Below are 22,940 nucleotides of genomic sequence, written 5' to 3' on the forward strand. Positions count from 1 at the left end.
CTACTTCATTCGCTCATAAGCCGAAGCAAAATTTTTAGCAAAGTCCTTTAATTTGGTCCTTTCCAATCTAGGTCGATTTCGGAAATAGTCCTCATACAATACTCCGCCTCTTCTGGATGCATTCATTTCCATAAAACCTTTTGCAGTTTTTGGATTCATTCCGGCTGAGATCATTCCGTTCAATGCTTCTTCATCGGAGATAACTGTCCATTTCAGATCAGGTTTTCCGATCTCTTTGCCCAAAATTTTAGCGATGTCATTCGGAGAAACTTCATCACTTGCGATATATCGAATACTTCTTCCTTCGAAAGGTTTTTCAATCTCTTCTGCAATTACCTCAGCAATGTCGGAAGGAGAAACCCAAGGCTCTATTTCATCTCCCCCATAATTGGATATGATTGCTCCTTTTGCCTTTATCGTTTGTATAAATGCAAACATATTATAATAAAATCCGACCGGACGCATAAACTTAATAGAAACATCGCTCGGTAATCTTTTTAGGATATTTTCCGCCTCATGATGAAAAGCAAGTATCCCACTATCCGAATTGGTATGTGCTCCTATACTACTCAAATGGATTACTCGCTTAATTCCTGATTGTTCGATGGCTACTTTATAACTATTCGCAATCTGACGGATTGCATCCATGATATCCAGGTTCTGATCAAAAAAGCTTTCGTAGCCGATCGCTTCCATAACATAAACTATATCAGCGCCTTGAAAAGTTTGCGATAAGAATTCGCTATCTTCCATTTTGCCGATAGAAGCAATAGCGCCTATCGCTTCTATTTCCTTTCTCCGCTCCGGTTTACTACTGATAACAGTAACCGAGTGACCCTTGGAGATCAATTCTTCGGTAAGTGGTTTGCTGATATGTCCGAGTGAGCCTGTAATAATAATCTTCATAGGTATTCTCCTGAATTAGAGATGCTTGTATAAGCGGTATTTCCTATTCAGATCGAGTTAGGATATGATAAGTTCTTTTTTGAGAGATTATTCGTGTAGCCGAACTTCAGGTGAATGTAGGCGTTTTGCAGGAATACAAAGGTCTTGACATTGTTTAAAATATATATTTTAATATATATATGAATCGAGCTAAGATATTCAAAAATGGAGACAGTCAAGCGATCCGTCTTCCGAAAGAATATAGATTTAAAGGCAAAGAAGTCTATATCCATAAAGAAGGAGAAAACGTAGTATTAACTCCTATAAACGATGCCGTTGATGGATTTTGGAATACTCTAAATGAATTTTCCACTGACTTCAAAATAGAAAGGGATCAGCCTAAGGATTATGATAGGCGTGATCCTATATGAATAAGTATCTTTTAGATACAAATATTTGCATTTATATCATTAATCAAAGACCTGATTCAGTTTATAAGAAATTTAAGAAGGTAGCTTTAGAGAATATCTATATCTCTTCTATTACGGAATTTGAATTAAATTTTGGCGTCGAAAAAAGTCTTCATAAAGAAAAGAATAGAAGAGCATTAGCCGATTTTATCGGATATTTAAATATATTACCGTTTGATAGCAATTCATCAGAGATTGCTGCTAAAATACGTTTCAGTTTAGAGAAATTGGGGAAACCGATAGGCCCTTTTGATCTATTAATCGCATCTCAAGCTATTTCTAATGATCATATCCTTGTGACTAATAATGAAAAAGAGTTCAAAAGGATTAAAGACTTAAAACTAGAGAATTGGTTATAAAGTGCACCTACCGGGACTCGCCGTTACGCAATCTCGCATCCTGCTCGATTTAGCTCCACGGCGTCTTTTGCACTCGCATCGCCATCCTTGGCTCGCGACGCATTTGCGACGCTCTCTACGGATCGCTGCAAATTGCTTTCGTGCAAAAGCTTCGAGTCCTTGCACCTACCGGGACTCGAACCCGGACCCCAGGCTCCGGAGGCCTGTACTCTATCCGTTGAGCTATAGGTGCTTATGTTGGTGAGTTTTTGTGACTTACCCAAGCAGTCAATCTGATTCCTGGAGCAGGGATTTTACCTAAATGTCAGTAAAGTTTCAAAGGTTTTTAGCTTACATTTTGCTGCTCTTATTCAACTTGCCCATAGGCGCTTGCATGTTTTCCCTTCGACATTTTTTTATAGTCTGTATCTTACTCCCTGTTTCGATTTTTTCGGAAGGGGAGAAGGTTGCAATCGACCTAAATGAATCCAAACGTCTCTCTAAACAAGAACTGAAAGAAAAAAGAAACGGTTGGTATGCGACTGGACTTCCTGTTTTTTCAGAAGATCCTGTAAGAGGACAGGGATACGGTGCCAGAGGATTTTTATACCAAAATGGAAATCGTACGGATCCTTATTTCGAATTCCAGCCTTACAAATATAGATTCGGTGCTCAAGCTTACAAGACTACAAAAGGTGCAGACTATTACGAATTCACATTTGATAGTCCTTTTCTTTTCGATACCGCTTATAGATTAAAGACAAGTGTTTCGTATAGCACAAATAAGAACTCTCAGTATTTTGGGATTGGAACTGACACGTTACGCGAAATTCAGTATAGAGATCGAAACCAACCTACTGGAGCACTGAGGAATGGTGGTAACTTCTCCGATTTAGAAGATGCACTTTCCTATCGCAGACCTTCTTCTCCCGGATCCGTTTATCCGTATGAAAGTAATGTTTTATATAATACTTATGAATTTCGTTCTTCTACCGCTACATTCTCTGTGGACAAAACTTTTTGGGGAGCTTTCCGCTGGATCATTGCTCCCGAGTTTTCTCAGAATGTGATCCGCACTTACGATTATCCGAACGGAAGAATTGCAACGAATGGAGATTATTATTCAGTAGCAAGGGATCCAGCAACTGGTTGGGGTTCTCCTTATCCGAACGGAACATCTAAACTAACCAAAGATTACCAGGCAGGGCTCATCAATGGATATCATGGTGGAAATGTAAATTATATCCATATAGGACTTGCTTACGATACTAGAGACTTCGAACCGGATCCTGATTCTGGTGTTCTATTAGAGATGAATTATTCTTCTTCTTCCAAACGTGCTGGTTCAGATTTCGAGTTTGAGAAGTTTTTTACCCAAGGAAAATTCTTCTATATGCCTTTTCCGAAACTTTTCGAAGAACTTGTGGTCGCGGGAAGAGCAGGACTTCATTATTCAAAAGGCGAGGTTCCTTTTTCTGAATATCGTTATATGTGGTCCATCGATGGGCCGATCAACGGACTCGGCGGTCTCCAAACTTTAAGAGGTTATAGGCAGGAAAGATTTATCGCACCTATGATAGGTTTTGGAAATTTAGAGATCCGTTGGAGATTTGGGGCCTTCAAATTTTGGGATCAATTGGTTACGTTGAGTCTTGTTCCATTTTATGATTTTGGTAGAGTATGGAATGGATATCATGATATCAGCACCCAAGGTTATAAATTTTCTTATGGAACAGGTTTAAGGATTATCTGGAACCAAGCCACTGTTATACTTATAGATTACGCTAAATCGAGAGAAGATTCTCAACTTTTTATAGATATAGGCCAGATTTTCTAAGGATTTCAGAATATAGAAATTTGCTGTTCAGGATTCGTACCTTCGAAACACTTGAGTTCGGCCGGACCAAAAATACAAATCGGCCTTAGAACAATCAAAGAGAGTCAAGATGAAGATCCAATCACTTGTCGGGCTAATTTCAATTCTGTCCCTGTTCCCATTTGCACTTTCTTCCTTCTCCGCAGAAGAAGAAACAAAACTGATCGAAAAAGCATTGGTGGAAACTTTATCCACTCAAGAACAAAAAGAAGCACTTCAAAAGTATCTGACCAATCTTTCTAAAAAGAAAAGAAATGAAGCGACTCATCTGAGAGAACTTGCTTCTACAGAACCAAAACATCATTCTTCTCAGGCTCGCAAGAAGAAGTTAGTAGAACTGGCAGCTCAACTGGACAAGGAAGCTTCTATCCATGAAGCGACCTTAAAAACTCTGCAACAATCCTTGGTTCAATAAGAGATTTTTTCGGTTACTAGTTTTAATAATTCTTCCGTGGCGAGTTTTGCATCTAAACGGATGGTATTCTCCGGAAGAATTTCTTCGTAAGCCTTTTTGATCTTAGTCAAAGCGCTGATCGTTTCAAATCTATCTTTAGTAGTGTCTCTTCCCTTCAATCTCGCTAAAGCTTCTTCCGGTTGTATTTCCAGATAAAAAACTTTTTCGGGTTCGGGAAATCCTCTGTCTAAATTCTTTTTCAGGATTTCTTTTGCGGAGAAAAATTCCCCAGATTGATAGGCCGCCGTAGAATACATATATCGATCGAGTAGAACGATCTTTTTTTGGGAGAGTGAAGGTAGAATATTCCGGCTAAGAGAAACTTCTCTGTCTTCTAAAAATGCTTCGATTTGTTTTTCTGGAGAAAGTTCAATTTCTCCGCTTAAAAATTTTCTAAGATAAAGCCCGGATTCGTACCGAGTTGGTTCCGCAAAACAAATTGCTGGAACATGTTTGGAGGTAAGAAGGTCTAAGACTCGGACAGATAGGGTACTTTTGCCACTTCCGTCTAAACCTTCAAAAACGTAAAATCCTGGTATTTGTGCCATGCGTTTGGATTCGAAAGCCACTTGACATGAGTGGTTTTGCTTCGAATGCTGAAAGCTCATCTACCGGAATCCCATTCCCGAGGACAGGAATCCATGAAAAAAACCGACAGATTCAAAAATTTCCTGGTGATAGGCATATCCGTAATGGCCGGAGTGATCCTCTCTCCGATCTTGTATTGCGGAACAGGAAATGACAGTGCATTATTTTTAAATGCAAAATCAGATAGAGAGCCAAGTGCATCTGCGAAAGCAGCAGTCTCCATCCAAAAGGCATTCGAGGAAGTTTATGAAAACGTTTCTCCAAGTGTTGTTTTAATCGCCACCGAAGGAACAGTAAATGTTCCTCAATACAATGATCCATTCCAAGAATTTTTTTACGGACCTCAGGGTAGAGTAAGAAATCAAAAAAGAAAAGTGAGCGGACTTGGTTCCGGTTTTATCCTCAATAAAGAAGGATATATTCTCACTAATGATCACGTAGTTCGTAATTTCGATAAATTTAAAGTAGTTTTTAAGAATGTAAAGGAACCTGTTTCCGCTAAGTTAATCGGGACAGATCCAATGATCGACGTTGCACTTCTAAAGGTAGAAGCGAACCAAGATCTTCAGCCGATTGAGATTGGAGATTCTTCTGCTGTGAAAGTAGGGGACTGGGCAATTGCGATCGGTGCGCCATTCGGTTTAGAACAATCCATGACCGTAGGTGTGATTTCCAAAGTAGGAAGAGGTGGTATCGATAATTCTGGAGTTCATTATATCCAGACAGACGCTGCTATCAACCAAGGAAACTCAGGAGGACCACTTCTAGACATTAACGGAAGAGTAGTTGGTATCAACCGTATGATCGTTTCTCCAAGTGGTGGATCTATCGGTTTAGGTTTTGCAATTCCAATCAACGAAGCTAAAGCGATTGTAGAAGAATTAAAATCTGGCGGAAAAGTTAAACGTGCTCGATTGGGAGTCGCGTTAGATGATCTTACCGAAGAAACCGCAAAAGAACTCAAACTTTCCGGGCCAGAAGGTGCATTCGTTCGCCAAGTTCAGAACGGTAGCGCTGCCGCAGAAGCTGGTATCGATGTAGAAGACGTGATCCTCGAAATAGACGGGACTAAGATCAAGAACGCAAATGATGTGGTTTCTAAGATCAGAGCTTCCAAAGTGGGGCAACGTGTTTCGATTGTTGTATTTAGAAAAGGCCAGATATTAAAAATTTCGGTTAAGCTGGCGGAGTGATTAAATCTTTTGGCAGGACATACCTTAAATCCGGAGGATAAATTCGACGATGAGATATCTCTTCGTCCCTCCTTATTCTCCGAGTTTATAGGACAAAAAGAGATCCTGTCCAATCTAGGCGTCTTTGTAGGAGCCGCCAAAAAAAGAGGCCAGGCCCTGGATCATGTACTTCTATCTGGGCCCCCTGGTCTTGGCAAGACCACACTTGCTGGTATTATTTCTCAAGAACTTGGCACTCGGATCGTAGTAACTTCTGCACCTGTTTTGACCCGAGGCGCAGACCTTGCAAAATTACTCACCGATCTAGAAGAGAGAGATATATTATTTATAGATGAAATACATTCCCTAGGCCGCAAGGTAGAAGAGATCTTATACCCTGCGATGGAAAATTTCATGATCGATCTTCTCGTGGGAGAAGGGATCACAGCTCAAACCATCCAGATCAAATTAAAACCATTCACTTTGATAGGAGCCACTACTCGTAGTGGACTTATCTCTGATCCACTCAAGAGCAGATTTGGGATCCATTTCCGTTTGGAATATTACGACGACGCAGAAATGAAAGATATTGTCCTCCGTTCCTCCAAGATCCTGGGTTATGAGATAGACGAGAACGCTGCCTTCGAGATAGGCAGAAGATCCAGAAAAACCCCAAGGATCGCGAACCATCTTCTCAAAAGAGTAAGAGACTTTGCAGAGGTAAAAGGCGAAAAAATGATCCGGATCCCCTCCTGCGAAGAGGCATTTTCCCGTCTGGGAATAGACGAATTGGGCCTGGATAGAATGGACCGCCAGATCTTGGAATGTATGATCGATCGATACAAGGGCGGACCCGTGGGCTTAAAACCGATCGCGGCAGTAATTGGAGAGGAAGAAAGGACCCTGGAAGACCATTACGAATCCTATATGGTAAGAGTTGGCTTGATCAATAGAACCTCTTCCGGCAGAGTAGCCACGGAGAAGGCTTATAAGTTGTTGGACAGAGTCCCTCCGGCTTTCGACAAAAGAATAGAAGAAGATGCGGCTCCCGGCCTTTTTTAAAAGCGAAATAGATAATTCAGGAGATTTAGGAGAAGACGATCGTCGCCTTCTATTCGCCGCGTTTTTCGTATTTGCATTCGCCTCTTTCTTAGTAGCTCACTTATTTACACGTAATATTCTATTTAAGATCTTGGGAGAAGACCCAATCGTTCAGGTAAAAGAAAGAGCAGAAAGAGAAAAAATTTACGAAGTATTATTAGAGCAGGAGTTCGTTGATAAAAGGATCAAAGACGAATACAAAGCACTATCTAATGTAGAGTCCGCGGGTTCAGGTGGTATCACCAAGGAGAAAGGATTTCATACACTTTCTCCTTTTCGTGAATTTGTGATGGGGAATATTTTCAGAAATCCTTCCAAGGCAAGTCCTCAAAATTCTCAAAAGAAAACAGAAGAAGAAAAAGTTTACGAAGTCGCTATCCTAAAACAGGATCCTGTAGAATTTACAAATCCGAATGAACAAACTCCGGAGCAAACCCCAGCCACCGGAAGAATGACCAAGATCCCATTCAATTATCGTTTCCAACAAGATATGTTATTTCGTTGGGATGGAAGTTCTTCGATGAGTGTTCCTACTAAAAAGTTAGTAGGTTACGAATATTTTAAAAGAATGCTCCGCCAAATTGAACAAAGTTTTTCTCCTCCAGGCGGAGGAAACTATGGTTATCGCGATGGGGCAGGGCGTGTTATCAGGCAAGCGATAGAACCCGGAGAAGTAAAAGTCCAATTTATGTTAAACGACTCAGGCCAAGTTGTAGATACAAAACTGATATCTTCTCAAGGACAAGCACTTGTAGACCAATCCTGTGTGGATGCACTTAAAGGACAAAATTTCGGAAAAGTCCCTGAAGATGTAAAAGCACAAGGAATGATCTACGGAATTACTTTTATCTTCCCTCGTTTTTACTGAAGATATAAAGTTTTTTGCATTTCACTATTCGATACTTCAAAAATCAAACCGGGCTTAATTTCAGATTTAATTCTTTTCTTAAAGTTTCGAATTTTTCGTTCGGAGAAATTCCTTTTGAATCCACTGAAAGGTCTGGATGAATTGAATTTACAAAGTACATATCCACTTCTCCTTTTCCTTTTGCTTGGACTTTTCCTCTATGCTCGCACACGAAAAAATCTTTTACTAACTCATAAGTAGGGCCTGAAATATTTAAATGTCCTGGTTTACCTGAGGATTCCATTCTACTAGCAAGGTTGACTGCATCTCCCCAAACATCATAAGCGAATTTATTAGAGCCTATCACTCCAGAAGTCACAGGTCCTGTATGAATTCCCACTCTTAATTCCCAGAACGGAAGTCCTATTGCTGATTTGGACTCTGCGATCTTATTCATAAATCTTAGGAATTCTAATCCTGCGAGACAATTGTCCACAGGGTGTGTGGAGTTTGTATTAGGAATTCCTCCGGCACACATATAAGAGTCACCAATTGTTTTAAGTTTTTCCAAACCTAAACGGGAAACGATTGAATCGAATTCAGAAAAACAATTATGTAGATCTTCTACTAGATCTTTTGGAACCATCTCTGCTGCAATTTTAGTAAATCCAACAAAGTCAGTAAATAGTATGCTCGCAGATTCATAATATACAGGAGTTACAGATCCTTTGGATTTTAATTCTTCTGCTACAGGTTTAGGAAGAATATTCAATAATAGTAAATCTGTTTTGTCTCTTTCTTCTGCCAGTTCTTTTGTTCTTTCTACTACCTTTTTCTCCAGGTTGACTGATAATTCCTCGCTGGTATTAAATGCAGTTGCGATCCTTCTGCCTAGCAAAGCTGCATCAGCAAAAGTCAATAGGAATAGACCCGCAGGAGTAAGATATCCTGGTCCTATATGGAATTGGTAAAAAATAAAGTCATTTAGTACAGCAGCAAAGAAAATACCTAAGCCGAGTAACATCAATTTTGCGCCTTGTAAACCTTTGAATATTGCTATGGTCAACATGATCATACCGTATATTCCGCCCAATACGATCAATGCCTGGTAATAAGGGAGTGTATAACTGAAAAGTGCAGGAGGAAGAACTATAATCGATAAACACGGAGGGAGTGACAACGTTAAAATAACGATCATGGATGTTTTTCTGAACTGCGCAGGATACAAAGTCCTCATAAACATAGCCATAAAAGGCACGCCTAAATAAAAGGAGAGATATTCTACACGTATAAAAATATTCCAAGGAACATTTCTATACGCTTCTCCTATAAATCTTTCTCCGCTGGTAAGTACTCTGGAAGTGATCGCAAGACAGGTAAGAGAGAACCAAAGGATCTCCATTTCTTTTTTACGAAATAGGAAAAGGCCCATATGGTATAAGCCCATGATGAGTAAAGATCCTGCCAAAAACGCATTAGCCATCCTGTTCCGATCTCTTGCCGCAAAAATTACAGAAGAATCTCCGAGTAAGATCGGCATCTGGAAACCGCCGTTCCTATGATAGTGATTCGAAATATACATCACTAGATCCACTTGTTTGGCATGAGGAACGGAACTTGTTTGAGCAAGATACTCAGGCTTTTCTTCTTCGGGAGAAGGTCCTGGATGCCCATTATAAGCGACTAACTTACCATTCCAGTATAATGAATATGCGGAACCTTGGCCATCGTCTATTCGTATCGCAAGATCGGGAGTATGTTCAGGAAGATATAATCTTAGGTGATAGGTCATGTATCCTATCGGAGGTAAAGGTTCTTCTTTTAAAAGATGACCATTCCATACACCAGGAACAGAGATGAAACCGCTTGGATCTGAAACAAGATCGTCTTGGAAATTTTTAGGAGGAATGAGTTCCTTCCAATAATATCTCCAGTCTCCGTTTAATTCAACTGTTCCATCTTTTTCAAAATCCCAGTTGCTTAGATCTAATGTACCATTTTCTGCCTTGGGCCTTTCTTTACCTTTTGCTTGGGCGCAAGCGGAAAAGGATAGAAAACAAATAAGAATTCCTAAAATGAAAAAACGAGTTGGACGACCTGAATCACTCATATGTGTAGGAATCAATAAGGGAGAAAAAACCTGTTCCAGCGAGCATTTTTTGTGATCTGGTCGGTTCTTCTGAAATTATTTCATAGAAGAATTTTCACATCGCTCATTCGAGTAGTATCTCAAAATTTCAGGCTTACATTCTTCTAAAATTCAAGTGGAATGAGGATTCAGGGGAATTTCGAATAAAAAACTGGACACTAACGACTGGTCATATTATAATTTTAGAAGTATGCAACTTTCCGCTGCCGAATTCAAAACCAAATGCCTGAGCTTAATGGACAGAGTCCATGAAACCCAAGAGGAAGTGATCATCACCAAACATGGAAAACCTGTAGCAAAGTTAGTAACTATCAAGGATAGCACTGCTGCCCGCCTATTCGGTTATCTAAAAGGACGGATCCAAGAGAACGAAGATATCGTTCCAAGCCTCGGTTTACGTTGGGATGTAGATTCTAAATAGATGATCGTTCTGGATACTCATGCCTGGATCTGGCTGATGGAAGGAGATCCTAAAATGGAAAAAGAACCCATTCTTAGGAAATTATATAAGCATATCCCCCATAGAGGACTATACGTTTCCGAAATATCCGGTTGGGAAGTTGGAATGCTTGCAGCCAAAAAAAGGATACAGATCTCAGGGACCTTAAACCGATGGTTGCAAGATGCGTATGCAGCCCCGGGAATTCAGCCTTATCATCTAACTCCTGAAGTAATTGTAGAAAGTGTGAATTTGCCTGACTCCTTTCACGGAGACCCGGCGGATCGGATCATTGTTGCAACTGCGAGAGTTTTGAATGCGGAACTCGTCACGAAAGATAAGGAAATTATTAAATACGGTAAAAAGGGAAATCTAAAGGTGATTTCCATATAGTCACCACGTGCTTAAGAACGAAGCTACTAATATTAAAACAGTTCTTTAATCGCTTTCCAAAGTTTGGCGTATTCTTTCTTTCTCTCGTCTTTATCTTTTAGTTTTAATAATGTTTTTTGAAATCCGTTAGTACCTGTGATCTTGACTCGGTTTTCGTTTAGAACCTCTACTTCATAAAAGACTTCGTCTACTTTATATGAAAAATTTAAGATACTTGTGGATTTCATAGGATATTCCTTATCTTCTAAGATCGCCTTAGAATTTCGGAAGTCCAGAAACACACATTGTGTATCTTTGAGCATAGGTTCACAAAATTTTCCTGCGGGAGGAGGGACTGGTTTTATTCCACATCCTAAAAAAGCTAAAAGTATAAGTGAGAAAGAATATTTCATTTTCTTAATCCTCTACAGGCAATTTTGTTTTTAGCGCCTGGTTTTTAGAAAGTATCTCTCTTGCGAGATTTAAAACTTCTTCCTTTCTATCGCCTGAGCTCGGATAATATTCTTCTAATAATACGATTGCTTTAGGAGAAAGGTTTTGGTAATAGAAGATCCTTGCTTCTAAAATTTTAGAACTTCCAGTTAAAAAGTCCTCATTTATGTTTTTGACCTTTCTTAAATAATTTAAAGAAGATACATATTGCCCTGCTCTAAATTCGGATAATGCGATTAAAAAGTCGGATTCTCTTGCAGAAAGTAGAAGGGAGCCCGAGATATCCTGTTGGGAGAGGATCTTTTTCAAGAACTCTGTATTTCCAGAAAGTGCGCTTCCCACCAAGCATGTCCAAGCATAGCCAGATTTTAGTTCAGGACTTAATTTTTCCGGTTCTATGGAGATCAAAAGTTTGTTCAACGCGGAACGACTTAATTTTTGTCGGATAGATTCTCCGAATGCGATCAGATAACGGTTATCTGTCGATTCTAAAAATTCAGGATCGATTGCCTGTGCTCTAAGTGCTTGTCTGTAAGAATCTTCCACAAGGGGAAGATAAGATGTATCTTGTTCTAAAAATTCTTGGAAACCAGTATATGCAATTTTAGAAAGAGTGACCGAGTCGAATCTAAAGCCTAATAGTAAGAATTCGTAATATCCCGAAAGTGCTGCATAATGGTAAGAGATACCTTCTTTGGGATTAGAAGTGACAAAATCTTTTGCAGTAGACTTAAATTCTTTGATCTCTCCTTCTTTTGGCTCACCTTTTACGATCCCTTCTTGGAGTAGTTTTCTCTCTTTCTCGAGAAGTAAACGTCTATCTCCTGCGAACAGGTTCTTGATATCTTGTCTGAAAAAAAACGCGATCCCCGCCAAACCTAGCAGGATCAAAAAGAACACTAACGGTTTGTAATTCGCTTTTTTTCTGTAACTTCTGTGGTTGGCTTGGTAGAGCATGTATAAAGTCAGATTCTAAAAAAAGCCTGGACCTTTCACTTATTTTTTGAGGTTGGAATTCCTACTCTAGCTTGACTCTCGGACCCCTGCTGGATTCCGTGTAAATATGCCTTATAATTATGATTTTGACGAGGATTACGAAACTGGGGGCGACGAGGATTACCTCGACGAGGACGCCGTAACTTTTGTATGTGAGGATTGTGATCATCGTTGGGAAGATGATGCTGACGGATCTTATGACGGCCCAGAAAATCATATCTGCTCCATGTGTGGCTCTTCAAGCGTAATCGAGCTTTAATCTTTTTGCGGTCCGGCTTTTTTTCTGAAGCATCAATTCGGGCCGCTTTCCTAATATTTACTGTTATTTTTTTATTTTCGAATTCTATTCATTCGGTTGATTTCGATCAAGTCTATGAATATTATAAAAAAGGAAACTACGATACTTTAGTAAAAGTTTCTAGATCGGGTCTTAGATCCGGCGAATTGGATTATAAGATCCTTTTATTATACGTTGCTTCTGAATCCAGTTTGGAAGAAATAGATAAGACTCTTTTGAGCATTTATTCCAGATCCAAGGAACAACCTTCTATTTTTTATAATTCTGTTTTTTTATTTTTAGAACGTGCATTGGTCTTGGAATCTTATGAATCAGGCACTCGTTGGGGAAAAATTTTCCTGAATAAGGGAGAGTCCTCTGTTCGATACTTCGAAGGTGTTTACACATACGCTTGTATATTGTATTCTTCTCAGGAATATGAGGCAGCGAGTTCTATTTTGGCAAAACTCAAATCGGTGCCCGCAGATTCTAAATTGGGAAAACGGATCCGGATCTTGGAAATGAATCTGGAAAAGAGAAAAGAGGAAAAATGAAACCTGGAAAAAAAACAAAGGGTTCAAAGGGTTTAAGGATCCAAACCGGAGAATTAAAAGGGAGATTGATCCCTTCTCCAGTTAGCCCTGAGGGTAAGAGTAATTTTACTCCTGCAATCATTAAAAAATCATTATTTGATATCATTGAATCTTTACAATTACAGGGCCGTTTGAATATAGAAGATTCCGCATTTGTGGATCTATTCGCAGGTTCTGGCCAAATGGGGATTGAATCCTTGAGTAGAGGTTTTGCAAGAGCTGTGTTTTTGGAACTTGCTTGGGATAGATTCGAGAACCTGAAAGGTGTTTTGGATAAATTAGGAAAGCCTCATTTAGTTTTACGTAAAGATGCTTTCAGATTCTATTCTGGATTCGATATTCCTGAAAAAACAAAAATATATTTTATGGATCCTCCTTATTCTTTCTGGGACAAGAAGACAGAAAAATTGAAAAACGTAGTAGAAGAGATCACCCAAAATGAACCTGGTGTGGCGGCGATTATCGTACAGTCTCCTCTTCCTTTGAACTGGGAAGGATTTACTCCTCGTTCTTTCGGAAGGAATACTTTGAATGTCAGAGTTCTGGCTTAAATTTAAAAACCTAATCCGATCAGAATTTAAATCTGGAAATCCTTGGATCCATTCCGGAGTTTTTGTATTTGTTCTGACTCTTCTTTGTCTGCTTACCAATACTTCCTTGCATGTCATGGGAGTGGATATCAGTGAATTTATTTCTCTTTTTTACGGACTGATTCCTTTATTGTTACGGGATTTAGGAGGGGTGTTTGCTTCTTCTTATGCGTTTTTCCTAGGTGCTGCAATTCTATTTTTAGGCCCTGATTTTTCTGCATGGAAGAAAGGAAACAAAATTGAGATATATAAAATTTATCTAATTCTATTCTCTGTTTTGTTTCTTCTGTTTTGTGGATCTGTTTCTGAATATCCGCAAGTCTACGGAGAATTTTTCTATTATAGACATTCTTGGATCGTCCGACTTTTATATTTTATTACAGATCATTTTTCTCCCTTCTTCTTTAAATCTGTTCTTTTTTTATTTTTAGCCGTTCAGGTCGCTCGAGCTGGATTCACCTTCTGGGAAGCTAAATCTTACGAATCCTTGATTAGATATGTTGTTTTTATAATATTATTTTATTCTTTTCATCTTTTAGGATCTGCTTGGGGAGTTTTAGTTGCTTCTGCATTTTATTCCTTCGATATCCAATTTACTCGATCTAAAAAAGATCTTACCTTTATTGCAATTATGCTCTTAGGTTTTGGGTTTTCTTTTTTTACAGGATCTCGTTTGGAAAGACAGCAGAGCGTTGTATCTAAAGAAGCCTTGGAACATTCTTCTAATACGAACGTGCTTATTATTTCTGCGGACAGTATTCGTCAGGATCAATTGGGATTTGTAAAAGGAGAGAAGGATAAAACTCCGAATATAGATCAGCTTGCTTCTGAATCACTTGTGTTTTTGGATCATCATTCTACTATTCCTAGGACATTTCCTTCTTGGGCGGATTTTCTGAGCGGGAAATATTCTTTTGAACATGGTATCCAAGACATGTTCCCGGATAAAGAAGATCGTTCTAAGTTGGGAAATTCTGTTCCGACACTTCCCGGTATTTTAGGAAAATCTCATAGAACATATGTGGTTTCTTCCTTTGCGGGAGATATTTTTCCTAGAGCGAGCTGGGGATTCCAAAATGTATATGCTCCAAATTTTAGTGCGGAGACTTTAACCCAACAAAGAACAATTGAGTCTCAGGTTTTCTTTCTTCCTGTTTTGACCGGAACTTTTTTTGGAGGAGGAGAATACCTCTCTTCTATCCGATCTCTTCCGAGTTTGGGAGATGATTTTCGCATTCTTCCAGATTTATTCTCTTTGTTTGATAAAAAGGATCGTCCCTTCTTTGCTCTTTATTTTTCTTCCGTAACTCATTTTCCATATAGCCCGCCATATCCTTTTTATAAGAATACTGATCCCAGCTATTATGGACCTTCTAAATATTTTCGTTTTGTAGATCCGAGTAATTCGGAGAAGCCTGATAAAAAAGAACAAGAACAAATTCGTTCTGTCTATTCTGCTTCATTAACTGCTTTTGATTTTTCGGTCGGGAAAATATTAGAAGAGCTGAAAAGAAGAGGATTATACGACGACACACTTATCATTCTCACCTCAGATCATGGAGAATCCTTATTTGAAGAGGATCATAGCCATGGTCACGGAGAACATTTGAGAGGGGAGGGAGTGACCAAAATCCCTCTTATCATCAAGTTTCCTAAGTCTTTTGAGAGAAAAGAAGTCCGCAATTTTAAAGGAATCACAACCTCTTTGGATGTGTTTCCTACAATTTTGTCTGTTGTAGGAACTCCTACAGATCCTAAACTTTCACTTAGGGGAAAAGATCTGACCAAACTTCCCAAGGGAGATACTTGGGCAGAGGATCGTTTTGTGTATTCTGAGACCGGGATTTGGTTTTCGGATAGAGGAGATCATTTTTTTCAGAAGGATAGGATCCATTATCCGAATATTCTCGAATTGCATACGATCGATCCGAATGACGGAAATAGTGTGACTGTTTCAGATCCCTATGCAAAAGAGACTGTTCTTTTCTCCAAGCATAGAATGCTTCAAACCAGGACTAAAAAACTGATCTATGTTCCGAGTCCTGGCGGCGTTTTATATACCTGCTACGATCGAATTTCTGATCCGTGGAATACAAAACCTCTCCCTGCTTCTTATTGTGGGGATTTACAACGTAAGTTGGAGCTCCTACTGATCAGTTCCGGGAAATGGAAGAAGGCAGGAGACTATTTTCTGCCGAAAACCGAACCTTGATTGAACTGTTTTTTCTTTCTTGTTCGGAAAGACTTGAAGTACAGGCCAGAATAAAAATCCTGGAAATAATATGCCCAAAAGGGAAGATCTCCGCTCCGTTCTGATCCTGGGATCCGGGCCGATCGTTATCGGCCAAGCCTGCGAATTCGACTATTCCGGCACCCAGGCCGCCAAAGCACTTCGAGAAAAAGGAATTCGAGTTATTCTTCTCAATTCCAATCCTGCTACTATTATGACTGATCCAGATCTTGCGGATGCCACTTATGTGGAACCCCTGACTGTCGCGGTCGTCCAAAAAATTTTGGAAAAAGAAAAGCCGAATGCGATCCTACCTACTGTAGGAGGTCAAACAGCATTAAACCTTGCATTGGCCTGCCATAACGCTGGATTATTAGAAAAATATAATGTAGAACTCATCGGCGCTAAAATAGACGCGATCAAAAAAGCAGAAGATAGAGAACTTTTCAAAAAAGCAATGGAGAAGATCGGGGTTAAAGTTCCTCGTTCCGGTCTCGTGACGAATCTGAAAGAAGCGGCCGAGGTCAAGGCTCAGATCGGACTTCCTCTCATCGTAAGACCTGCATTCACTCTGGGAGGAACCGGAGGAGGGATCGCTTACGACGAAGAAACCTTCGACGAAGTGGTCGGCAAAGGTCTCAAGGCTTCTCCAATTAGCCAAGTATTATTAGAGCAATCCGTTTTGGGTTGGAAAGAATTCGAGTTAGAGGTCATGAGAGACCTTGCTGATAACGTAGTGATCATTTGTTCTATTGAGAATATAGATCCTATGGGAGTTCATACTGGTGACTCGATCACAGTAGCTCCTCAACAAACACTTTCCGATAAGGAATATCAAAATTTAAGAGATATGTCCATCAGTATCATCCGAGAGATCGGAGTGGAAACTGGTGGGTCCAATATCCAATTCGCAGTAAATCCGGCAGACGGCGATGTGATCGTGATCGAGATGAACCCTCGTGTTTCTAGATCTTCCGCGCTTGCTTCCAAAGCTACAGGATTCCCGATCGCAAAGATCGCTGCGTTACTCTCTATTGGATACTCCTTGGATGAGATCAAAAACGATATTACAAGAGTTACTCCTGCTTCTTTCGAACCATCTATTGACTATGTGGTGACTAAGATCCCTAGGTTTGCTTTCGAGAAGTTCCCTGGAACAGATGATACTTTGGGAGTCCAGATGAAAGCCGTGGGAGAAGCCATGGCGATAGGCCGAACTTTCAAAGAAAGTTTCCAAAAAGCAATGCGCTCCCTGGAAATCGATAGATTCGGTTTTGGCTCAGATGGAAATTTTGCTGAGTTAGTTGAATTCCATACACTAACTACTCCTCAAAGAAAAGAAAGGATAGATTCGCTCTTACGCAGACCGAATGATAAAAGGATCTTCTATGTTAAAAAAGCATTAGAAGAAGGTTATAGTGTAGAACAGATCCATAATCTTTGCAAAATAGATCCTTGGTTCTTATATCAATTCGAAGATCTACAGAATTTAGAAAAAGAATTTATACAAAAAGGAAATTCTGTTTTAGGGAAACTGAAAAAAGCGGGATTCTCCAATAGACAGTTAGCTTTCCTTGCTAAAAAAGCAGAAATAGAAAAGATACTTTCTACTTCGCAAACTCCTGATAAGAAAAAAGCAGAAATAGGTTCTGTCCTCAAAAAAGAAGAAAAGAATCTGGAAGAAATATTAGAATCTTCTAAAATAGAACCAATCTATAAGAGGATCGATACCTGCGCCGGTGAGTTTGAGGCTTATACTCCTTATTTCTATTCTTCTTACGATGAAGAAGATGAAACAAACGTAACCTCTAATAAATCAGTAATCATTTTGGGTGGCGGACCTAACAGGATTGGGCAAGGGATCGAGTTCGATTATTGTTGCTGTCACGCTTCCTTTGCTTTGCAAGATCTGGGAGTGGAATCCATCATGGTGAATTCCAACCCGGAAACAGTTTCTACTGACTATGATACTTCTGACAGATTATACTTCGAACCTCTGACCTTAGAAGATGTAATACAGATCTATAAAAAAGAAAAGCCGGACGGAGTAATCATCCAGTTCGGTGGACAAACACCTCTTAAACTTGCAAAAGATCTAGAAAGTAGGGGAGTTCCAATTTTAGGAACAAGCCCTGATTCTATTGATAGAGCAGAAGATAGAAAACGTTTCGCAGAAGTATTAGAAAAACTGAAATTGATCTCTCCTAATAACGGAATTGCTACTTCTATGGAAGAAGCAAGAAAGATCGCAAACAATATCACTTATCCGGTTCTTGTTCGCCCAAGTTATGTATTGGGTGGAAGAGCGATGCTTATTATCAACGAAGAAAAAGAGTTGGATAAGTATATGGAGAAGGCTGAAGAAATTTCAGAAGACAGACCTCTTCTTATAGATTCCTTCTTAGAAGACGCAGTAGAAGTGGATGTAGACGCGCTTTGCGATGGCAAAGATGTATTCATTGCTGGGATCATGGAACATATCGAAGAAGCAGGGATCCATTCCGGAGATTCTGCATGTGTTCTTCCTCCTCAGTCCTTGTCCAAAAAAGTATTGGATGATATCAGAAGCGCAACAAGAGCACTCGCATTAGAATTGCAAGTCAAGGGTCTAATCAATATCCAATACGCAGTTAAGGAAGAAGTTGTATATGTGATCGAGGTAAACCCTCGAGCTTCCAGAACGGTTCCTTTCGTATCTAAAGCTCTTGGCCATCCTATTGTGAAATACGCTACTCGTATCATGATGGGAGAAACTTTAAAACAGCTCCCTCTTCCGAAAGAAATGGTATTCCCGACCATAAACGTGAAGGAAGCAGTATTACCTTTTAATAAATTTCCTGGAGTAGATACAATCCTTGGACCTGAAATGAGATCCACAGGGGAGGTGATGGGGATCGCCGACACTGCGGGAGAAGCATTCTTAAAGTCCCAGTATATGGCTGGAGAGGAACTTCCTTCTCAGGGAACTGTATTCGTTTCTGTAAACGATAAGGACAAAAAGGATCTTTTAAAATATATCAAAGATCTTTCCGATCTTGGATTCATTTTGATCGCTACAGAAGGGACTCATAAGTTCTTATCCGAAAATGGAATACTATCTTCCAAGATCAATAAGGTGTATGATAATCAGTTCCCAACTGCATTGGATTATATCCGCGAAAACAAGATCCATCTTATACTGAATACACCTCTTAGTAGAGTGACCAGAGATGATAGTTTTGCGATCCGTCAGGCAGCGATCCGTTATAAGATCCCTTGTTTGACTACTGCGAGTGCAGCCAAAGCTTTAATCAAAGGAATGGTAGAGATGACTGATAAAGGTTTCACCATTCGTTCTCTGCAAGAGATCCATAGTTCTAAGTAAATCCAAAGTTAAGGCGGGCTTTACTCTAACTCTCCGCCTAAACTGGAACAATCTGCGCTTGCGGAATTTTTATCCCAAGGTGTAGGGCCTGTATTATAATATCTTTTTTCCAAAGCATATCCATTTACTAAACAGGCTGCAATACTTGTTTCTGAACAATGATCGATCGGATTCGAATTTGGAAGATAAAGAGCGCAAAGTCTTTTCACAGAAATAATTGTATTTACACCTAACACAGTACAGCTAGATGAATTCGGCGTATCGCATGCGATTGAATTTTGAGCCAAATCAATAAAAGGGTTAGGTGGCATACTGCAACATCCCGGCGAATCATTCGGGAAAGGTGCGGATAAATAAAAAAATAGTAAAAAGACCAAACCGAAAGGGAAAAAGATCGGTAAGAAACTTCTTCCATTCATAAATTAGAATAAATCCCTTCAAGATTTGTTTCACAATGTTCTGTTGATTCGGGGCTTCCCCAAGAGTTTCCATAATAATATTTTAATCTGAAAATAGACGTTTCTTTTAGAAGGGAACATTCTGCAGATTTCGAGGATAAGTCACAACTGACGCCATGTTGGTATTGGCCTCCTTGAAAATTACAGATACTTAAATGAGTCGATTCATTCGTTGCACTTTGAAATTCAATACAGTCGTTTTGTAAAATGCAAGATCCGGAAAAGGGAGGGGTTTGGGATATAAGTAGGGAGAGAATGGCGTTCTCAACCGGAGTCATTGGTTTTCCACCACAGGGTCCAGGACATTCGCAGCCATTCGCAAAGAATAGTATTAATAGAAGCATTATGACTTTAGAATATAATTTCTTTCGGTTTCTCATATTTATTGAAAATACAATTTTTACGTTAAGTGTTCGTTTACGAGAGACAAGATGTTTTTACTGTAATTTTTTCTTTTCATACTTCTGTAATGAACTCCGAGTTTGCTTTATACAAATGAGATAAGATGTAAGCATTTAATTTACATTTCTCACTTCGTTCCCGCGACAGCGAAATCGAAGCAGCGCGGCCTGAGCCAAGCGAACGGAGCCGCCAAACTTTTCTTACTTTCATCAGTTTCTGGCATGTGAAGATTTTTGTCAATAATGAGACTCAAAATCAATTTGACAATTTACTTCTGCGAAAGATCGTAAGGGGAAAGAGGACAAAATGGAAGAATACTGCCGCCCGATCCGGATTTCTGAGAGAAACTACTTTATAGTGGATCTATGCGCCAATTGCGGACATGTGCATTTACACTTCGAAAATGGATCGTTGAAAATGGACCTTCATAAGTTGGAGGACCTACATAAAACTGTTCAGGATGCTCATGCTTGGATTTTGGAAGAACTCGCAGGTTATAATTGATGTAGGAGTTCCTACACCTTAACGCTCATCGAAAATCCGGGGATTTTCAATACGACATAATCCAATAAAGGAAGAAGATAATCTTATAATTCTATCAAGGAATCCACAGATCTTTCGATCCTTATACTGCAAGGGGCAAACTATGCAGATCAGAACGGAAGGACCAGGCAGAGAAGAAGGATTTTCGCTATCGGCGGAACCAAAGGTATCTAACGTTTCTGAAAAAACTTCCGCCCCTTCCGTAAGTTTTATGGACCTGATGAAGTCCATCCAGCTTCGCTCTCAAAAGGTTTTGGAAGAAGGGCAGAAGTCGGAGATCAAGGAAGAAAAATCTTCCGAAGTGGAAGAGTCCAAAGAACCTGAATTATTTGTAAGATCTGAAGAGGAAGATGTAGAAGAAACCGACTCGGAAGAAGAGAATGAAAAATTAGTTCGTCTTTCTGAGAAGAAGGCCCAAAAGGCTGAACTAGCAGAAGCTGATTCTGAGCTGGATGAAGAGATCGATACAGAATTAGAATCAGATGAATTAGATTCTCCTTTTATTACTCAGATGAGCGTGTTCTTGGCGGGACTCGAGGCAAAAAAAGAAAAAGAAGTCTCGGGTGCAGCAAACCAAGAAGAATCTGTATCATTTAAAAAAATCCAAAAACATTCCAAAGAAGAAGCTCCTAAGGCTGAACAAAAAGAAGAAGCAGGAAATGTTTCCGTTTTAAAATCTAATCAGCCGGAAGAAAAACGTTCTGTTAAAGAAACCAAAAAAACTCCAGAGAAAGAAAGTCTGGATGAAGGTTTAAAAAGTTTGGAAGAAGCACGTAAATTTTCCAAACCTGCAAATGAAGAAAAAATTCTAACTGTATTAAAAGATTCTCATAAAGAAAATTTTATTCCTGAATCAGATAATTGGAAGATCACCAGAGAGAAAAAACAAGAAACTCTTTCTATGGTTTCCAAAAACCAAGCAGCGAAGGCGGCTCAGGTAGAAGAAGCTTCTAAATCGGATACTTTCGGTAAAGGTTCCGGGAACCAAGACTTCTCCCAAAGAAACGGGAACGAGACCACATTTACTCTATTAAAAGCTGGCCTTGGGGTAGTGGAGAAAAACCAAGAAGTTTCAGGACAAAATTCTAAACCTTCTAAAACAAATCCCGGATCTTCAATGGATCGTTCTCAAATGAAGGAAAACTTTCAGAGATTGGTTCAATCAGCAAAATTGAATATTGTTGAGAATGGAAAATCGGAAGCAACTCTTAGATTAAATCCAAGAGAGTTAGGAAGAGTTTCCTTACGCATTACTGTAGAGGACGATAAGGTCCAGGGTAAAATTTTAGTAGAGTCGGATCAGGTTAGAAAATTATTCGCCGGCGATCTGGAACAACTTCGAAAAGATTTTAAAGAACAAGGATTGGATCTACAATCCTTAATAGTGGAATCTGAAGATTCATTACGCATGAGTTGGGATGGGCAAGATGCATCTCGCTTTTTTGACCAAGAAGGTTTTGGATTTGAGGCCTCCGGTTTTTCGAATTCTTCTGATTTAGAAGAAGTTTCAGAAATGGACTCTATAGAAAATTCAGAATTCGCCGAAAAGAATACTGATAAACGCTTAAACATTTTGGTTTAAGGAGAGGATCATGCCTGAAGCAAGCGCAGTTTCTAATGAAGCTACACGTAGCCGTTATCTCGAAGGAGACAGAAGTTACGATTTAAGGAAGCATTTTGATAAATTGGAGAAAGAAGAAAAGAGTGGTCTCCAAGGTATCGAGGTCCGTTCCACTGCGAAAGCATTAGGAAAAGATGATTTTCTAAAGCTGTTGATCACTCAACTTTCTTCTCAAGATCCTACCAATCCTGTTAAAGACCAAGACTTTATCGCACAGATGGCACAATTCTCTTCCTTAGAGCAGATGAATAATATCTCCCAAGGAATTGGTAAAATGACCAATCGCCAAAGTTTCTCTCTTGTAGGTAAGATCGTTTCTGGTCCTGATTTTGTGACTGGAGAGAATGTAGTGGGAACTGCAGGCGCACTATTCTTCGACGGAGACGGTAAGTCTTTCGTAAGAGTAAACGGTAGAACTGTAGAGATCGACGCAATCACTTTGATCACTGATCCCGCAATACTCAATCAACAAGAGGGACAAACTGGAGCACCTGCTCCGAAAACTGCAGGACCTACTGGAGCAGGATCTTCTCTTAATACTCCTGTAGGAACTCCTACAACTCAACCTTCGCAATCAATGCAAACCCAACAATTCCAGAATACATTACAAAATCAGAATGATTCTAGTTTTGAAGAAACAAGTTCCGGAGCTCCAGGCTGGAGTTTTCCCGGAAAACCGAACGATAGCAATTATTAATTAAATAGAAAATTTCGAGGTATAA

23 protein-coding genes and 1 tRNA gene are annotated in these 22,940 nt (G+C 39.6%); 17 read left to right on the plus strand and 7 right to left on the minus strand.

Features of this window, described 5'->3' with window-relative positions; genetic code table 11:
* Positions 1-906: an NAD(P)H-binding protein gene (locus CH362_RS11265; RefSeq protein WP_100710449.1), complete on the minus strand. Its 906-nt coding sequence runs from the start codon at positions 904-906 to the stop codon at positions 1-3.
* A gap of 179 nt (positions 907-1,085) precedes the next feature.
* Here CH362_RS11265 and vapB point away from each other — a divergent pair, with 179 nt between their 5' ends.
* Positions 1,086-1,316: a type II toxin-antitoxin system antitoxin VapB gene (vapB, locus tag CH362_RS11270; protein ID WP_100710450.1), complete on the plus strand. Its 231-nt coding sequence runs from the start codon at positions 1,086-1,088 to the stop codon at positions 1,314-1,316.
* Entirely contained in the window at positions 1,313-1,714 is a 402-nt protein-coding gene (gene vapC, locus CH362_RS11275) for a type II toxin-antitoxin system tRNA(fMet)-specific endonuclease VapC (protein ID WP_100710451.1), read from the plus strand. Before vapB ends, vapC begins: the two co-directional genes overlap by 4 nt.
* 160 nt (positions 1,715-1,874) lie before the next feature.
* On the opposite strand, the gene CH362_RS11280 is transcribed toward vapC, so the two are convergent.
* A tRNA-Arg gene (locus CH362_RS11280) sits at positions 1,875-1,946 on the minus strand.
* A gap of 141 nt (positions 1,947-2,087) precedes the next feature.
* Between CH362_RS11280 and omp85 the strand changes: the two genes are divergently transcribed.
* On the plus strand, positions 2,088-3,530 hold the full coding sequence (gene omp85 / locus CH362_RS11285; RefSeq protein WP_100710452.1) for an Omp85 family outer membrane protein: 1,443 nt from the start codon (positions 2,088-2,090) through the stop codon (positions 3,528-3,530).
* A 109-nt stretch (positions 3,531-3,639) separates the two neighbouring features.
* A complete protein-coding gene (locus CH362_RS11290; RefSeq protein ID WP_100710453.1) occupies positions 3,640-3,984 on the plus strand; it encodes an LIC10421/LIC12816 family protein in 345 nt (114 codons plus the stop codon).
* On the opposite strand, the gene tmk is transcribed toward CH362_RS11290, so the two are convergent.
* Positions 3,978-4,571, minus strand: a complete 594-nt coding sequence (gene tmk, locus CH362_RS11295) for a dTMP kinase (RefSeq protein WP_100710454.1) — start codon at positions 4,569-4,571, stop codon at positions 3,978-3,980. The two genes, CH362_RS11290 and tmk, sit on opposite strands and share 7 nt — an antisense overlap.
* Before the next feature lie 93 nt (positions 4,572-4,664).
* On the opposite strand from tmk, the gene CH362_RS11300 reads away from it, so the two are divergent.
* Genes CH362_RS11300 through CH362_RS11310 form a run of 3 tightly spaced genes read left to right on the plus strand, consistent with a single transcriptional unit; the run spans position 4,665 to position 7,752 of the window.
* On the plus strand, positions 4,665-5,804 hold the full coding sequence (locus CH362_RS11300) for a S1C family serine protease (RefSeq protein WP_165780258.1): 1,140 nt from the start codon (positions 4,665-4,667) through the stop codon (positions 5,802-5,804).
* Between the two features lie 9 nt (positions 5,805-5,813).
* A complete protein-coding gene (gene ruvB, locus CH362_RS11305) occupies positions 5,814-6,845 on the plus strand; it encodes a Holliday junction branch migration DNA helicase RuvB (protein ID WP_100710456.1) in 1,032 nt (343 codons plus the stop codon).
* Positions 6,823-7,752 carry an energy transducer TonB gene (locus CH362_RS11310; protein WP_100710457.1) on the plus strand — a complete coding sequence of 310 codons (930 nt, stop codon included), beginning with the start codon at positions 6,823-6,825 and terminating at the stop codon, positions 7,750-7,752. Before ruvB ends, CH362_RS11310 begins: the two co-directional genes overlap by 23 nt.
* A 43-nt stretch (positions 7,753-7,795) precedes the next feature.
* Here the strand turns inward: CH362_RS11310 and CH362_RS11315 are convergent, their stop codons facing one another.
* Positions 7,796-9,856: an adenylate/guanylate cyclase domain-containing protein gene (locus CH362_RS11315; protein ID WP_244280558.1), complete on the minus strand. Its 2,061-nt coding sequence runs from the start codon at positions 9,854-9,856 to the stop codon at positions 7,796-7,798.
* Between the two features lie 214 nt (positions 9,857-10,070).
* Here CH362_RS11315 and CH362_RS11320 point away from each other — a divergent pair, with 214 nt between their 5' ends.
* Together CH362_RS11320 and CH362_RS11325 are read left to right on the plus strand one after the other, a co-directional pair.
* Entirely contained in the window at positions 10,071-10,301 is a 231-nt protein-coding gene (locus CH362_RS11320; RefSeq protein ID WP_100710459.1) for a type II toxin-antitoxin system Phd/YefM family antitoxin, read from the plus strand.
* Positions 10,302-10,712: a type II toxin-antitoxin system VapC family toxin gene (locus CH362_RS11325; protein ID WP_100710460.1), complete on the plus strand. Its 411-nt coding sequence runs from the start codon at positions 10,302-10,304 to the stop codon at positions 10,710-10,712. It abuts the gene before it with no gap.
* A gap of 32 nt (positions 10,713-10,744) precedes the next feature.
* Here CH362_RS11325 and CH362_RS11330 read toward each other — a convergent pair whose 3' ends face one another.
* A complete protein-coding gene (locus CH362_RS11330) occupies positions 10,745-11,104 on the minus strand; it encodes an LIC12806 family lipoprotein (protein WP_100710461.1) in 360 nt (119 codons plus the stop codon).
* A gap of 4 nt (positions 11,105-11,108) precedes the next feature.
* Positions 11,109-12,101 (minus strand): hypothetical protein, encoded by a 993-nt coding sequence (locus CH362_RS11335; protein ID WP_100710462.1) that lies wholly within the window; start codon positions 12,099-12,101, stop codon positions 11,109-11,111.
* Between the two features lie 106 nt (positions 12,102-12,207).
* On the opposite strand from CH362_RS11335, the gene CH362_RS11340 reads away from it, so the two are divergent.
* From CH362_RS11340 to carB, 5 genes are all read left to right on the plus strand, one after another.
* Positions 12,208-12,399: a hypothetical protein gene (locus CH362_RS11340; protein WP_100710463.1), complete on the plus strand. Its 192-nt coding sequence runs from the start codon at positions 12,208-12,210 to the stop codon at positions 12,397-12,399.
* On the plus strand, positions 12,369-12,971 hold the full coding sequence (locus tag CH362_RS11345) for a hypothetical protein (protein WP_425269050.1): 603 nt from the start codon (positions 12,369-12,371) through the stop codon (positions 12,969-12,971). Before CH362_RS11340 ends, CH362_RS11345 begins: the two co-directional genes overlap by 31 nt.
* Positions 12,968-13,561: an RsmD family RNA methyltransferase gene (locus tag CH362_RS11350; RefSeq protein WP_100710465.1), complete on the plus strand. Its 594-nt coding sequence runs from the start codon at positions 12,968-12,970 to the stop codon at positions 13,559-13,561. The genes CH362_RS11345 and CH362_RS11350 overlap by 4 nt, the downstream gene beginning before the upstream one ends.
* The gene (locus CH362_RS11355; protein ID WP_100710466.1) at positions 13,542-15,812 is read left to right on the plus strand and encodes a sulfatase family protein; all 2,271 of its coding nucleotides are present in this window, start codon (positions 13,542-13,544) and stop codon (positions 15,810-15,812) included. Before CH362_RS11350 ends, CH362_RS11355 begins: the two co-directional genes overlap by 20 nt.
* A gap of 70 nt (positions 15,813-15,882) precedes the next feature.
* On the plus strand, positions 15,883-19,194 hold the full coding sequence (gene carB, locus CH362_RS11360) for a carbamoyl-phosphate synthase large subunit (protein ID WP_100710467.1): 3,312 nt from the start codon (positions 15,883-15,885) through the stop codon (positions 19,192-19,194).
* A gap of 20 nt (positions 19,195-19,214) precedes the next feature.
* On the opposite strand, the gene CH362_RS11365 is transcribed toward carB, so the two are convergent.
* Complete coding sequence (locus CH362_RS11365; protein ID WP_125169721.1) at positions 19,215-19,505, minus strand: hypothetical protein; 291 nt, start codon at positions 19,503-19,505, stop codon at positions 19,215-19,217.
* 855 nt (positions 19,506-20,360) lie between these two features.
* Here CH362_RS11365 and CH362_RS11375 point away from each other — a divergent pair.
* The 3 genes from CH362_RS11375 to CH362_RS11385 all read left to right on the plus strand — a co-directional run bounded on the left by CH362_RS11375 (position 20,361) and on the right by CH362_RS11385 (position 22,915).
* Positions 20,361-20,558: a hypothetical protein gene (locus CH362_RS11375; protein WP_086446179.1), complete on the plus strand. Its 198-nt coding sequence runs from the start codon at positions 20,361-20,363 to the stop codon at positions 20,556-20,558.
* A 142-nt stretch (positions 20,559-20,700) separates the two neighbouring features.
* On the plus strand, positions 20,701-22,179 hold the full coding sequence (locus CH362_RS11380) for a flagellar hook-length control protein FliK (RefSeq protein ID WP_100710470.1): 1,479 nt from the start codon (positions 20,701-20,703) through the stop codon (positions 22,177-22,179).
* 10 nt (positions 22,180-22,189) lie between these two features.
* Positions 22,190-22,915 carry a flagellar hook capping FlgD N-terminal domain-containing protein gene (locus CH362_RS11385; RefSeq protein WP_100710471.1) on the plus strand — a complete coding sequence of 242 codons (726 nt, stop codon included), beginning with the start codon at positions 22,190-22,192 and terminating at the stop codon, positions 22,913-22,915.
* The last annotated feature ends 25 nt before the right edge of the window (positions 22,916-22,940 follow it).

This window comes from Leptospira saintgironsiae, assembly GCF_002811765.1.
Lineage (GTDB): Bacteria > Spirochaetota > Leptospiria > Leptospirales > Leptospiraceae > Leptospira_B > Leptospira_B saintgironsiae.